Here is a 12699-nt window from a genome sequence, read left to right as displayed (position 1 = left end):
CGTCGAACCTACCTCGCACTAAGCACCCGCCTCGACGGGCTGCTCCTCCTTGGTGACCTGGGTGATCCAGGGGGCCTTGTAGCTGCTGAGCTCGAGCTTCTGGTCGTCCCAGGTGCCGTAGCGCGGGTTGACGTCGATGTGCAGCGCCTTGGCGGCAGCGGTGAAGGCCTGGTTGAGCTTCTGCTGGCCCTCGGGGGTGTTCGTCGCACCGAGGGAGGTGGCGAGCTTGTTCACCAGGATGTCGCGGCGTACGACGTCGTCGAGCTGGGCCGGGGCGACGCCGCGCTGCTGCAGATACATGGCGGAGAGCTGCTCCTCGCCACCGGACTGCTGGACCAGGGTGGCCCGGCCGTCCTGGACCTCCTTGCGGCTGACCTTGACGCCGGCGTCGTCGGCGGCGCGCTGGACGACCTGGTCGACGATGAGGTCGTAGAGCTTGGCGCGGCTGAGCTGCCCACTGTCCTTGATGAGCTGCGCGGACTGGGGGGAGCGCTGCTGGGCGGCGCGTACGTCCTTCACCTTCGCCTGGACGGTGGACACATCGATCCGCTCGCCACCGACGACGGCGGCGGCCCCTGGGTGCGCGTCACTGCCGCAGGCGGAGAGGAGGGGCGCGGCGGTGAGGAGCGCGGCGGAGACGATGAGCGCGGTGCGACGGCGGCGGTGCAAAGGAGCCTCCCGGCGTGATTGTGCTTCGGTGCACAAGACCCTGCGGTGATCGATGGTAGGCAGTCCCAGGGGTCTGGGCCACTGATTCGCCAAACGATTCGCCTGCGGTTGCGGATGCGCGGAGCGGCCGTCAGCCGGCCGACTGCACAGTGCCCGCTCCCGTATCAGGTCTGAGGCACCCGCTCCGGCTCCGGCTCCCGCTCGCGCGGGACCGGATCCGGTCGCAGCATGATCGTCCGGGAGACCACAAAAGTGATCGGGATCGCCGCGCCCGCCGCGATCAGCGGCGCGTAGCGGCTGCCGAAGTGCAGTACGTCCACCAGCAGATAGACACCGGTCGTGGTGACGACGAAGTTCGCGGCGTTGGTGAGCGGGAAGAGCAGGAACTTCCGCCAGGTCGGGCGGGTCCTGTAGGTGAAGTACGAGGTCAGGAAGAAGGACCCGACCATGCTGAGCGCGAAGGCGATGACATGCGCCGCGACATACGGCAGCCAGGTCAGCAGGGCCAGATATATCCCGTAGTACGTCCCGGTGTTCACCACCCCTACCAGGGCGAATCTGACCATCTGGACCCGGACTGTCATCGTCTTACGAGCTCCCCCGTGCGTGTACGCCGTACTCCTCCCTGCTGGTGCGGAAGGTCGGCGTCGGTGGCCTTCACCAGGAAGTGCGGTCGCCGCTTCACCTCGTAGTAGATACGGCCGACGTACTCGCCGACCACCCCCAGCATCAGCATCTGTACGCCGGCGAGTGCGGTGACCGCCACCAGAAGGGTGACATACCCGGGGGTGTCCACGCCGTTCACCAGGGCGACACCGACAATCCAGGCGGCATACGCCATGGCGAGCGTGACAAGCAGAAGCCCGAGATAGACGGCGGCCCGCAACGGCTTGTTGTTGAAGGAGAGCAGCCCGTCGAGGCCGTAGTTGAGCAGTTTTCCGAAACTCCATTTGGACCGGCCCTGTTCACGCAGCGCATTCTCGTACTCGAAGGTCGTGGTGCGGAATCCGACCCAGGCGAAGAGACCCTTGGAAAACCGGTTGTACTCGGTGAGTTCGAGGACCGCGTCCACGGTACGGCGCGACAGCAGCCGGAAATCGCCCACGCCGTCGACCAGTTCCACATCGACGAGGCGGTTGATCAGCCAGTAGTAGGCACGGGCGGTGACGGTGCGGGTGACCCGGTCGCCCTTGCGGGTGCGCCGGGCGATGACCTGGTCGAAGCCCTCCTGGTGCAGCTGCAGCATGCGCCGGACCAGCTCCGGCGGGTGCTGGAGGTCGGCATCCATGATGACGACCGCGTCGCCCTCGGCATGCTGGAGGCCGGCGAGCATCGCCGCCTCCTTGCCGAAGTTGCGGCTGAAGGAGACATAGCGGGCACGAGGGTCGGCCGCGGCGATCTCCTCGAGGAGAGGGAGCGTACGGTCCTGGCTTCCGTCGTCCACATAGACCAACTCGAATTCCTGCCCGAGCAGGGAGATTTCCGCGGTCACATGTTCATGGAAGCGGCCGATGATCTCCTCTTCGTTGAAGCACGGAACAACTATCGAGATCAGCACGGAAGAACAACATCCCACCCGAATGTCCCGTGCGGATTCCCTACATGACGCGTAGGCGACCATTCCGTGAACTGGGCTTCCCGCGTGATGTTTTCACGAACGGCGCTGGCATATTCGAGGAATCATGTCGACTCTGCAATCCGCGCGCGGCCGCGCCGCCGCCCTCGCCGCACTGATCACCGTGGGGGCCGTGTGTGCCGGTGACGCCGTCGCCCGCAGCTTCCCCTTCGGACCGCACACCCGCAGCGTGAACGACCTCGGCAATCAGTTTGTGCCGTTTCATGCGCACCTGTGGGATCTGCTGCACGGCCGGGCGGACGGCGGACTGCTGCTCAACTGGCAGTCCGGTTACGGAACCAGCTTTCTGCCCGACCTGGGGACCTATCTGACCAGCCCGTTCTCGCTGCTGGTCGGGCTCTTCCCGCGGGACGGGATCGATCTCGCCGTCTATGTGGTCACGCTGCTGAAGATGGCGACCGCGGCCGCGGCCATGACCTGGCTGCTGCTGTCGCTGCGCAAGGACACGGGCGGGCGCTGGTGGATGGCGGCGGTGCTCGGCGCCTCGTACGCGCTGTGCGGCTGGTCGGTCGTCGAGGCCTCGTACAACCCGATGTGGATGGACGGACTGGTCGCCTTCCCGCTGCTGTGCCTGGTCGGCGAGTGGGCGCGCACGGCGCGCCGGCCGGTTCTCGGCCCCGTGGTCGTCGCGGTGGCCTGGATCGCCAACTTCTACACCGCGTACATGGCGACCATCGGGGCCGCGCTGGTGCTTCTCGTGCGGCTGCTGCTGGAGGAGACGGCGGCAGGCGACCGGATGCGGGCGCTGCTGCGGGCCGCCCGGGCCGTACTGCTCGGCATCGCGCTCGCCGCACCCGTACTGATCCCCGTCTTCCTCGGCTCCAAGCACGCCTATCCGGGGTGGACGAAGGAGTTCGCGCCGGCCGGCTGGGCCGATGCGTTCGCCCGTACGCTGCCGGCGACGTACAGCTTCTTCACGCCCGCGGTCTTCCTCGGCAGCGGTGCGCTGCTGCTGGCCTGCACGCTCGCCTTCAACAGCGCTGTGCCGCGCCGTGAGCGGTGGGTGTGGACGGGGCTGGCGGCGGCTGTCGCCGTCTCGCTGCAGTGGGGGCCGACGCACCTGGTGTGGCATGTCTTCGCGACGCCCAACGGCAGCCCGTACCGGCAGACCTTCGTCTTCGCCGGGATCCTGGTGATCGCCGGCTGGATCTGCCTCTCGCACGGCTGGCCTGGGCGGCGCGCCCTGCTCGGCGGCGGCGCGGTGGTGGCGGTGATCGCGCTCGGGGCCTCCTTCAGCGACCTGGTCACCGCCTGGACGTTCCCGCTGTTCGCGGCGGGGATCGCGGCGGTCCTGGCCGGTCTGGTGCTGGCAAGGCGCGGAAAGTCCGCCGTGCTGGCCGCGCTGCTGCTCAGCGGCGCGCTGGTCGGGCAGGCCGCGGCGACCACCGCGTACGCCGACCGGCAGCGGCTCGGCAGGCTCGACGACTATCCGGCCTGGGGCGAGCCGCAGAGCGAGCGGGCCGCGGCGGTGGCGAAGGCCGACGGCTGGCCCGGCTACCGCACCGATCCGGGCCGCGACCAGATCACCGGGAACGATCCGATCCTGCTGGGCGGCCAGGGCGGCTCGTACTACAGCAGCCACACACCCGATGTGTACACACGCACGCTGGCCGCGCTCGGCGCGGGCTGGACGTCCAACGGCCGCAGTGTGCAGTCCCTGGACAACCCGGTCACCGACGCGATCTTCTCCGTCGGCGCGCGGGTCCGCACCGGGCAGGGACAGCACCCGGAGGTGACCCGGTCGGCGACTGGGCCGCTGCTGACCGTACGGCCGCCGGGGCCCGAACCGCGGTACGGCGACTCGCCGTTCCGCAACCAGGAGATGCTGCTGGGCGCGCAGGTCTACAGCTCCCCGGTCGCGGACGCCTGTCCGGTCGGCAGCGAGGTCTTCCTCTGGGCGCCGGACTTCACCGGGACCGCCAGGCTCGGCGGCGGAAAGCCGGTGAAACTGCGCGGCGGGCAGCCCAAGCGGCGTGCCGCGCTGACCCCGCTCGGGACGGTCACCGCGCCGGACACCACGATCGGCTACGGCCGCGCGGCGCCGCGCCGGGCGAGCGTGGGCTGTCTGGACCGGGCGAAGCTCGCCGCGGCCGTGGACCGGCTGAAGTCGACGGGCGCGGTGTCCGTCAAGGTCACCGACAGCGGCGTACGGGCCCAGCTCCCGCCCGGCGCACGGGGGACGGCGGTCCTCGCCGCGCCCCGGATCGCGGGCTGGAGCTGCGACGGCAGGCCCGCGGACTCCTACCTGGGTCTCGTCGCCGTGCCTCTGGACGGAAATTCGACGACGGTGGACTGCTCCTTCCGGCCGCCCGGCCTGAAGGCCGGTACTGCGGTCGGGGCGACGGGCCTGCTGGCGCTCGGAGTGCTCGCTCTGCTGCCGCTGCTGCCGCTGCTGCGGTCACGTCTCCGGGGCCGCAACGGCCGTGCGCAAGGGGACGCCCGGATGTGACCGACCGGCCCGGTCAGCCGCTGTGGAACTGCTGCTGCCGGTCGAGCCCACGACGCAGCTCGACCGGCAGCTGGTGGTAGGGCCCGTACGCCCGCTCCGCGTCGTACAGCAGGCCCTGCAGCTGCTGCCGCGCCGCCGCATGGTCGCCGACCGCGAGCAGCAGATGGCCGATGCGGTGGCGGACGTCGAAGGCACGGGCCGGGTCGGAGGCCTGCTGGTTCTCGTAGTACGGCAGCACTGCCCGGTACTCCGCGAGCGCGGCGGCCGGCTCGCCCAGCTGCTCCAGGCACTGCGCGGCGTCGTAGCGGAACTGCAGCGTCTGCGGATCGGCCGGGCCCGCATCGGCGGCCCGGTCGTCGGCCAGCCGCCGCAGCTCAGGGAGCGCACGGCGGTACTGCCCGTCGTCCATCAGCGTCGTGGCGTACTGCTTGCGCAGGATCCGTACGACCGGCGAGTGCTCGCCGTGCTCGGCGGCGGCCGCCGGGAGGATCCCGCCGAGGATGTCGACGGCCTGGGTGATGCTGCCCTCGCCGAGGAGGCGCTTGGCCTCGTCGACTGCGGCCGCCACATCCGGCCGGGGCGCCACCGGGGCGGCGGAGCGGGAGTCCGGGGGCGGGCTGGTGACCCGGTTCGGCCACGGCGCATGCGGGCGCAGGAAGGGGCGGGTCGGGTCCAGCGGACCGCCGGGCGCACCGCGGCTGGGCAGCAGCGGCGCGAGCGTCTCGTAGACATCCTGCGCACCGGACGGGCGGTGCTGCGGGTCCTTGGCGAGCAGGCGCAGCACGAGCGCTTCGAGCGGCTCGGGTATCTCGGGGCGCAGCTGGCGGACCGGGAGCGGCGGCTCATAGAGATGGCGGTGCAGCACGCCGAGGGCGGTGGAGCCCGCGAACGGGACGTTCCCGCTGAGGAGTTCGTGCAGCAGCACACCGAGGGCGTAGAGATCGGTGTACGGGCCCACCGCGCCGCCCATCGCCTGCTCGGGGGCCATATAGGCGGGGCTGCCGATGGGCGATCCGGTGTGGGTGAGGCGGGTGGTGTCGGTGTCGATGACGGAGGCGACACCGAGGTCGAGGACGGTGACCGTGCCGTCGGGCTTCACCATCACATTCCGCGGCTTGAGGTCGCGGTGCACAATCGGCACGGCGTGCACGGCGGCGAGCACGGCACAGAGCTGGGCGGCGACCGAGACGGCCCACGGCCAGGGGTACGGGTCGTGCTCGGCGAGATGATCGGCGAGGTCCGCGCCCTCGACGTACTGCATGACGAGATAGAGGTCGTCGTCGTCGCTGCCCGCGTCATGGACGGTGACCAGGCCGGGATGGGAGACCTGCGCGGTGACCCGGCACTCGCGGACGAAGCGGCGGCGCATCTCGTCGGCGCCGGTGGCCGCGGCCATGTGGTCGGGGCGGAGCAGCTTGACGGCGACGCGGCGGTCGAGGCGGCCGTCGTAGGCCGTCCAGACCTGGCCCATGCCGCCCTGGCCGATGACGGTCGAGAGCTCGTAACGGCCCGCGATGACGCGTCCGTTCACCGGCCCTGCTCCTTGCGGAGGTAGTCGCTGAGCTCGTCGAGCTCGGCACGGACCTGATCGATACGGGGCTTGTCGGTCAGGGACTGGGGCGGGGACTGGGGCGGGGACTGCGGCGGAACGGGCGGGTAGCCGTATCCCGGCCGCTGGAACGGGTGAGGCGTCCGGGATGTGTGAGGCGTCCGCCCCGGCTGCGGCGGCAGCCCGTACGGCACGGTCGGCGCGGCATAGGGTGGCGGCGCCCAGCCCGTCCGGGGCTCCTGGTAGTGGCGGATGTCGGCCACCAGATAGTGCGTGGGCACCCCGATGGCGAGCCCGAGCAGAAGCGGCAGGAACACAAGGTCGAGGGCGGTCATGCCGTCCTGCTCGGCCTGGGCGTCGGAACCGTATTCGCCGATGACGACGAGCGCGGTGACGGCGATGGCGAGGCTGACCCAGAACAGCAGCCAGTCGAGCCTTCGGCGGCGCAGGATCGCTATTCGTAGCATCGTGCCCCAGGCGAGCATGCCGAAGCTGAGCAGCGCGAGAGCCACGAAGAGCACGCGTATGGCGATAAGCAGCGCGGTGGGCGGTCGCTTGGGCTGCGGCGGCGCATAGCCGTGGCCGTGCATTACTGCTCCTGGGGGCCTGGGGACGAGGCAGATAGAGGACGAGCGTATACACCGACACGGACATCGGGTCCTGGGTTGTACGGACCCGATGTCCGATGCGTCACGCCCCGGCTCTCACTCCCGCGTGACCGTGCCGTCCGTCAGCCCGTCGTACAGCCCCTGGACGAGCTGCTCGCCGAGCCGCCCGGCCTGCCTGAGGGCATCCTCGAATTCGGCGAGCGCACGGAAGCGTTCGCCGTAGCGCTGCTGATCGGCGAGCGGCAGCCGGGGCAGCTGGAGCCGGCGCACATCGAGTCGGGTCGCGGTCGATGCATAGCTGCTGGCCTGCCGGGTGTTGGCGGTGCCGCGAAGGAAGCCGGCGAGGAACCAGGGGTCGAGCGCGGCCGGATCGGGTTGCAGCAGCTGGAGGTTACGGCCCAGAGCCGCTCCGGCGGTGGCCTCGTCGATGACGCGTACGACCGATCCGCCGCCGAGCACGGGCACGACGACATCGCCCTCCTCGACGCGTACGGGCTGCTCGTCAGGGCCTTCGGGAAGCGTGCCCGAGGGCGCGGTGCCGGAGAGCACGTCCTGCTCGGTGAGTACGGGCACGGCCTCGGTGCTCGTACTTCCCGTGCCGCCCGCACTGAGCACCAGCGCTCCCGCCCGGGCCAGTTCGCCGACGGTGGTGGCGGGCCAGGGCGCGGGCTCCGCGTGGGCGGCGGGCGCGGGAGTGAGCTCTCGGGTCAGCCGGAGGGTGTCGGCCAGCCGGTCCCGCACCCGCAGCAGCTCGTCCACGCCGCCGGCGGCGGCCGGGGGCGGCAGGTGCCGGGCGGGGGCCAGGTCCACGTCGTCGTCGAGGAGTTCGATGACGGGGACCGAGCGGCTGACGCCCGGCTGCTCCTCGGCCGAGCCGTGCTTCTCGAAGGGCTGCCAGGCGTCGAGTACGGCGCTGTGGACTGCCTGCCAGTCGAGCTTGTCGCGGCCACCGCCCGCTCCGGCGAGCTCCGCGGTGTCGACGAACAGCAGCTCGGGCGGTGCCGCCTGGCCCGGGTCCGGCTTGCGCAGCACCCAAATGTGCAGGGGGATGCCGTACGGGGGCGCGGCGCCGGCGGGCAGGGCAACGACGGCCCGCAGCGCACCGCGGCGCAGCAGCCCGGCGCGGATACGGCGGCCGGAACGGCGGGACGCGGCGGCGGGCGGCATCAGCAGCACGGCGGCGCCGCCGGGGCGCAGCCGGGCGAGCGCGTGCTGGACCCAGGCCAGTTCGGACTCGGTACGGGCCGGGAAGCCGTACTCCCAGCGGGGGTCGTAGGCGAGTTCGTCGTGGCCCCAGTTGCGCTCGTTGAACGGCGGGTGGCAGAGCACAGCATCGAAGGCGGGCTTCGGGAACGCGTCGCCGCGCAGGGTGTCGCCCGCGCGGGCGCGCACGGTGGCGTCGGAGTGGAGGGCGAGGCGCAGACCGGTGAGCGCGGCGAGGTCGGGGTCGGTGTCCTGTGCGTACAGGGCGCTGGGGCGTTCGACGGCGCGCAGCAGCGTCCCGGTCCCGGCAGCGGGATCGAGCACGTCGCGGGCGCCGGCCCCGGCAAGCCCGGCCATGAGCGCGGCGGGCCCGGGCGGGGTGAGGGTGTACTGCCGCGGGTTGGCGTCCAGGTACCGCCCCAGCAGAAACTCGAAGGCATGGCGTGCGCCGAGTTCGGCGGCCAGCTCGGCGACACCACGCAGAAAGGGGACGGACGCCGGCAACGGCGCTTCCGGCCCGGAGGAGGAGTCCACTGCCTCGGTGGAAAGTTCCGTGCGCGTCGCCGAGCCTGTCTGCGCTGTGAACACTTCCATGAAGAGCCCCACCGCGTCCTCGCCGAAGCGCGCCGTGAGCACCTGCTCCAGCGCGCCGGGCAGCAGCTCCGCCAGGCGCTCGTCCGAGACCGCCGTCAGCTCCAGCCAGGCCGGGTGACGGTCCCTCACGAGCAGCAGCGTGCAGCCCGCCTGCACCAACGCCGGTACGGGGCCCGCGAGATGGCCAGCGAGCTGTTGCCAAATCCTTTCACGGAGCGGGATTTCTGCGAGTTTTCCCTGGTCACGGAGCCACTGCTCGACCTCGGGGAGTGCGAACGACGGGCTTGCCTCCGTGCCGCCGACCGGCTTCGGGAAGTCGGCGTGACGGCGCCGCCAGTTGCTGACCGCGGCGCGGCCGACTCCCGCCAGCCGGGCGATTTCGGCCGCCGTCACCTCGCTCGATCTGTCCGGCACCTGGCTGACTCCCTCGCGTAAGCGCTGATCCGCACCTGCCTGTTGTGTCGCCGAGCATAGCCGCGCACACAAGAGAAACCCCTTCACAGTGTGAGCGAATCATAATTCCGAGAACCATGTTGACTCGGTTCACAGTCTCTGCTCTTATTTGACCCGTCGCCACACGGCGCGCTGAACGGGGCTCACGCCAAGGTCCCGACACCACTCCACGTCCGGGAGGGCACCCATGTCCCACTCCACGCAGCAGCCTCAGCACGACCCGCAGCAGCCGCCCGGCGCGGGCCCCTACGCCCCGGCCCCGCAGCAGCTGCGCAACGGGCTCGGCACGGCCGCGCTGGTGCTCGGGATCATCGGAACCATCTCCGGCCTGATCCCCTTCTTCTTCTGGCTGGCCGGCATCCTCGGCCTGATCGCCCTGATCCTGGGCCTGTCGGGCCGCGGCCGCGTCAAGCGCGGCGAGGCCGCCAACAAGGGCGTGACCACGACCGGAGCGATCCTCGGACTGGTCGCGCTGATCCTCTCGATCGTCGGCGCGGTGATCACCTTCAAGGCCGTGGGCGACGCGGTGGACGAGATCAACAAGGCCACCTCGGGCACCACGGCGTCGAAGGCGCCGGCCGCCGGAAAGGGCGACAAGGGCAAGGGCGCCGAGGCGGACAAGCCCAAGAGCGACGACAAGGCCAACCCTGCCGACATCCTCGCGGCGGGCGACACCTCCATCTACGACGACGACTTGAAGGTCACCGTCTCCGCGCCCAAGGACTTCACCCCCAGCGAGTTCGCCGCCGGGCACACCAAGGGCCACAAGGCCTACGTGGTGACCGTCGTGATCGAGAACGCCGGCAAGGAGAACTTCGACGCCGCCCTGCTGACCGCCGAGGCCCGCGCCGGCAAGGACGGCGTCAAGTCCGAGCAGATCTTCGACGAAGGGGTCGGCGACGGCTTCAACGGCAAGATCCTGCCCGGAAAGAAGGCCACGGTGAAGTACGCCTTCGACGTCCCGGCCGACGCCACGATCCTCACGGTCGAGGTCAGCCCCGGCATCTCCTACGACGCCTCGCAGTGGGAGCTGAAGCTCTGACCCGCCGCCGCCCCCGGGCGAAGAGGCCGCCTTTGAGGCGGCCTCTTTTCGTTCCCCGGCACGGCCCGGTTCAGCCGCCGCACTGCGCCGGCATCGTCTTCCTGTCCGCCGCCGTCACGGGCAGCTCGTACGTGACCGCCACCTGCGCGACCCGTACCGCGTACGAGCAGCGGATCCGCTTGTTGGGGGGCAGCCAGGACGCCGGGCCCGAGTCACTCTTCGAGCTGTTGGCGCTGCCCTCCACGGGCCACCGGCGAGCAGCCAACAGGTCACTCCCGTCGGTCTGCACACCGAACTCGCCCTTGCCTGTGAGGAGATCAAGGACCTCAAGAAGGAACGCGACCGTCTGCGGGGCAGGGTCCGGCTCTCTCTCGGCGCCGAACTGGACGACGTGGGCCGCTGCGAGCTGGTCGAGCGGGTACAGCAGTTGGAGCAGCAGAACACAGCTCTGCACCAGAAGCTGTTGGACGCCCGGAATCGGCTTATCGACCTGGAACGACAGCTACGGGAGTCGGAAGACGCCCTCACCGCCGCCAGGGCCGGCCTTCGCCGCGCGATGCGTGCCGTGCCGTGCCGTGGAAGTAACCCGTGCCGAAACGGCACCCGTTGTGTCTGTGCGGCCCTCCCGGTACCGGACAGAGACGACGACGCTGACGGGCGCCAGGTTCAAGGCATCGCAACGATGTGGAGCTGATTCAAGTCGGCCAGCTGGTCGCCGAGATGGCTACGTCGGTAGAGGACCTGGCGTCCGTCGCGCGCTCGGGTCAGAAGACCCGTGGCGTGCAGCACGCGCAGGTGCTGGGACACGGCGCTCGGGGTAACCCTGAAGCGACGAGCGATCTCGACCGTGGGCAGCGGCTCATCGAGGAGGGCCAGCAGCCTCGCCTTGGGGGCGCCGAGCAGCGCCACCAGGGCAGTCGCGTCAGGAGTGGGCGCCGGGGTCCACAGCGTCGCCACTCCACGGCTTGGGTAGGACAGCACCGGCGGTTCCTCCGGACTGACCGGAGGTGCGGGCTTGTGAGCGAACACCGACGGCACAAAGAGCAGTCCTCGACCGGACGCCGCGACGCGGTGCCTGCTGATCATCTTGTCGATGTGCAGTACGCCGTCGTGCCAGCGCAGGTTCGGGTGCATGTCCGCGAACAGCAAGCGGGCGCCTCCCACGGCCAGTTGCCGCGCTCGGTACGTCATGTCGGTTTCCAGCAGCAGTCGCATCTGCGGCCACATTGGCTTGATGGCGATCTCCCAGTACTGCCGCAGGAGCTCGCAGAGGGCATTGCGGAGTGCGATGACAGGCGCGTCGTCGGCAGCGGTGGCGTCGCGCAGGGCTTCGGGAAGCGGGTCCGGCGCGTGCGTGGCCAGCAGATCGCGGCGCACCGTCCGGGGGGAGGTCCGGCTGACGACGGCCAGTTCTTCTTCGAAGGCCGGGGCGAAGCTGGTGGGCCGCGGGGTCAGGAAGTCAGGGAGGGTGCGCCTGGCCGAGACCAGGGACATCAACAGGCCGGTGTCGAGGGCTCCGAGTCGGCCGAGTACGGATCTGCGCCACGGGAGGTGCAGCGCGGACAGGCCCGGATCGTGCAGCACCCGCAGGCTGACCACGGTCTCGTGCAGGGGCGAGACGGCGAACCGGGTGTCCGCGAGATCCTCGACGCCGAGCACGAAGCTGATCATTAAGCCGTACGCTACATCGATTGGCGACGTCTCGTCGATGCCGTGGACTTCTGCGCATGACACCCACAACTCATGGACAGCGCACGGCGATCGTCACCGGTGCGGCACGCGGCATCGGCGCCGCAGTGGCCATACGGCTGGCACGTGAGGGCCTTGCGGTCGGTGTGATCGACCTGGACGAGGCAGACTGCGCGGGCACCATCGACACCATCACCGGCGCCGGTGGATCCGCGACAGCGGTCGCAGCCGATGTCTCCGACGAGGCTGCGGTGACGACCGCCGTCGCCCGGATCGCCGCCGAACTGGGGCCGCCGACAGTGCTGGTCAACAACGCCGGCATCGGCCCCCGTGCCGAGCTTGTCGAGATGACCTCGGAGCAGTGGGACACCGTGACCGGGGTCAACCTGCGCGGCCCGTTCCTCGCCACCCGGACCGTCTGCCCACACATGATCGCGGCCGGCTGGGGACGGATCGTGAACATGTCCAGCATCTCCGCGGTCGGCGATGCCGCTCGGGTCGACTACGGCAGCGCGAAGGCCGGTCTGATCGGTTTCACCAAGTCACTCGCCCTGCAACTCGGACGGCACGGCATCACGGCCAACGCCATCGCTCCGGGCTTCGTCGTGAGCGACATGACCAGGGCATCCGCCCGGCGGCTCGGCCGCGACTTCGAGGAATTCCGAAGCAGCGCGGCGCAGCCCATCCCGGTCGGACGGGTCGGCGAGCCGGAGGACATCGCACACACGGCGTCCTTCCTGGTGAGCCCCGAGGCGGGATTCGTCTCCGGACAGGTCATTTACGTCGCCGGCGGACCGGTGGACTGAG

Annotated in this window: 10 protein-coding genes and 1 pseudogene; 3 read left to right on the top strand and 8 right to left on the bottom strand. The window is 70.5% G+C overall.

Annotation, left to right across the window (positions count from 1 at the left end; all coding sequences use genetic code 11):
• Nucleotides 1-18: 18 nt before the first annotated feature.
• The 3 genes from AB0D12_RS16770 to AB0D12_RS16760 form a co-directional block, all read right to left on the bottom strand.
• Nucleotides 19-669 (bottom strand): SurA N-terminal domain-containing protein, encoded by a 651-nt coding sequence (locus AB0D12_RS16770; protein ID WP_362682509.1) that lies wholly within the window; start codon nucleotides 667-669, stop codon nucleotides 19-21.
• A gap of 164 nt (nucleotides 670-833) precedes the next feature.
• Nucleotides 834-1253, bottom strand: coding sequence for a GtrA family protein (locus AB0D12_RS16765; protein ID WP_362682506.1), 420 nt, complete (start codon nucleotides 1251-1253; stop codon nucleotides 834-836).
• Nucleotides 1250-2227: a glycosyltransferase family 2 protein gene (locus AB0D12_RS16760; RefSeq protein ID WP_362682503.1), complete on the bottom strand. Its 978-nt coding sequence runs from the start codon at nucleotides 2225-2227 to the stop codon at nucleotides 1250-1252. The genes AB0D12_RS16765 and AB0D12_RS16760 overlap by 4 nt, the downstream gene beginning before the upstream one ends.
• Nucleotides 2228-2351: 124 nt before the next feature.
• Here AB0D12_RS16760 and AB0D12_RS16755 point away from each other — a divergent pair, with 124 nt between their 5' ends.
• Nucleotides 2352-4754, top strand: coding sequence for a YfhO family protein (locus AB0D12_RS16755; RefSeq protein ID WP_362682500.1), 2403 nt, complete (start codon nucleotides 2352-2354; stop codon nucleotides 4752-4754).
• Between the two features lie 13 nt (nucleotides 4755-4767).
• Here AB0D12_RS16755 and AB0D12_RS16750 read toward each other — a convergent pair whose 3' ends face one another.
• The 3 genes from AB0D12_RS16750 to AB0D12_RS16740 all read right to left on the bottom strand — a co-directional run bounded on the left by AB0D12_RS16750 (nucleotide 4768) and on the right by AB0D12_RS16740 (nucleotide 9122).
• Nucleotides 4768-6285 (bottom strand): serine/threonine-protein kinase, encoded by a 1518-nt coding sequence (locus AB0D12_RS16750; protein ID WP_362682497.1) that lies wholly within the window; start codon nucleotides 6283-6285, stop codon nucleotides 4768-4770.
• Complete coding sequence (locus AB0D12_RS16745) at nucleotides 6282-6893, bottom strand: hypothetical protein (protein WP_362682494.1); 612 nt, start codon at nucleotides 6891-6893, stop codon at nucleotides 6282-6284. Before AB0D12_RS16745 ends, AB0D12_RS16750 begins: the two co-directional genes overlap by 4 nt.
• A gap of 114 nt (nucleotides 6894-7007) precedes the next feature.
• Nucleotides 7008-9122, bottom strand: a complete 2115-nt coding sequence (locus AB0D12_RS16740; protein ID WP_362682491.1) for an N-6 DNA methylase — start codon at nucleotides 9120-9122, stop codon at nucleotides 7008-7010.
• 226 nt (nucleotides 9123-9348) lie between these two features.
• Here AB0D12_RS16740 and AB0D12_RS16735 point away from each other — a divergent pair, with 226 nt between their 5' ends.
• Complete coding sequence (locus AB0D12_RS16735; protein ID WP_362682488.1) at nucleotides 9349-10203, top strand: DUF4352 domain-containing protein; 855 nt, start codon at nucleotides 9349-9351, stop codon at nucleotides 10201-10203.
• A gap of 70 nt (nucleotides 10204-10273) precedes the next feature.
• Here AB0D12_RS16735 and AB0D12_RS16730 read toward each other — a convergent pair.
• Both AB0D12_RS16730 and AB0D12_RS16725 read right to left on the bottom strand, forming a co-directional pair.
• Nucleotides 10274-10450, bottom strand: a pseudogene (locus AB0D12_RS16730) (HNH endonuclease); the annotation flags it as partial.
• Nucleotides 10451-10869: 419 nt separating this feature from the next.
• Nucleotides 10870-11874: a helix-turn-helix domain-containing protein gene (locus AB0D12_RS16725; RefSeq protein WP_362682485.1), complete on the bottom strand. Its 1005-nt coding sequence runs from the start codon at nucleotides 11872-11874 to the stop codon at nucleotides 10870-10872.
• 56 nt (nucleotides 11875-11930) lie between these two features.
• On the opposite strand from AB0D12_RS16725, the gene AB0D12_RS16720 reads away from it, so the two are divergent.
• Complete coding sequence (locus AB0D12_RS16720; RefSeq protein ID WP_362682482.1) at nucleotides 11931-12698, top strand: SDR family NAD(P)-dependent oxidoreductase; 768 nt, start codon at nucleotides 11931-11933, stop codon at nucleotides 12696-12698.
• The last annotated feature ends 1 nt before the right edge of the window (nucleotide 12699 follow it).

Origin of the sequence: Streptomyces sp. NPDC048479 (assembly GCF_040651435.1) — a bacterium.
In the GTDB taxonomy this organism is placed as follows: Bacteria; Actinomycetota; Actinomycetes; order Streptomycetales; family Streptomycetaceae; genus Streptomyces.
This window is presented reverse-complemented; position numbering and strand designations above follow the sequence as displayed.

Bases quoted from the DNA above. Each gene is read 5' to 3' on its own strand.
- AB0D12_RS16765 (WP_362682506.1), bottom strand. From the start codon at position 1,253: ATGACAGTCCGGGTCCAGATGGTCAGATTCGCCCTGGTAGGGGTGGTG.
- AB0D12_RS16725 (WP_362682485.1), bottom strand. From the start codon at position 11,874: ATGATCAGCTTCGTGCTCGGCGTCGAGGATCTCGCGGACACCCGGTTC.
- AB0D12_RS16755 (WP_362682500.1), top strand. From the start codon at position 2,352: ATGTCGACTCTGCAATCCGCGCGCGGCCGCGCCGCCGCCCTCGCCGCA.
- AB0D12_RS16720 (WP_362682482.1), top strand. From the start codon at position 11,931: ATGACACCCACAACTCATGGACAGCGCACGGCGATCGTCACCGGTGCG.
- AB0D12_RS16745 (WP_362682494.1), bottom strand. From the start codon at position 6,893: ATGCACGGCCACGGCTATGCGCCGCCGCAGCCCAAGCGACCGCCCACC.
- AB0D12_RS16735 (WP_362682488.1), top strand. From the start codon at position 9,349: ATGTCCCACTCCACGCAGCAGCCTCAGCACGACCCGCAGCAGCCGCCC.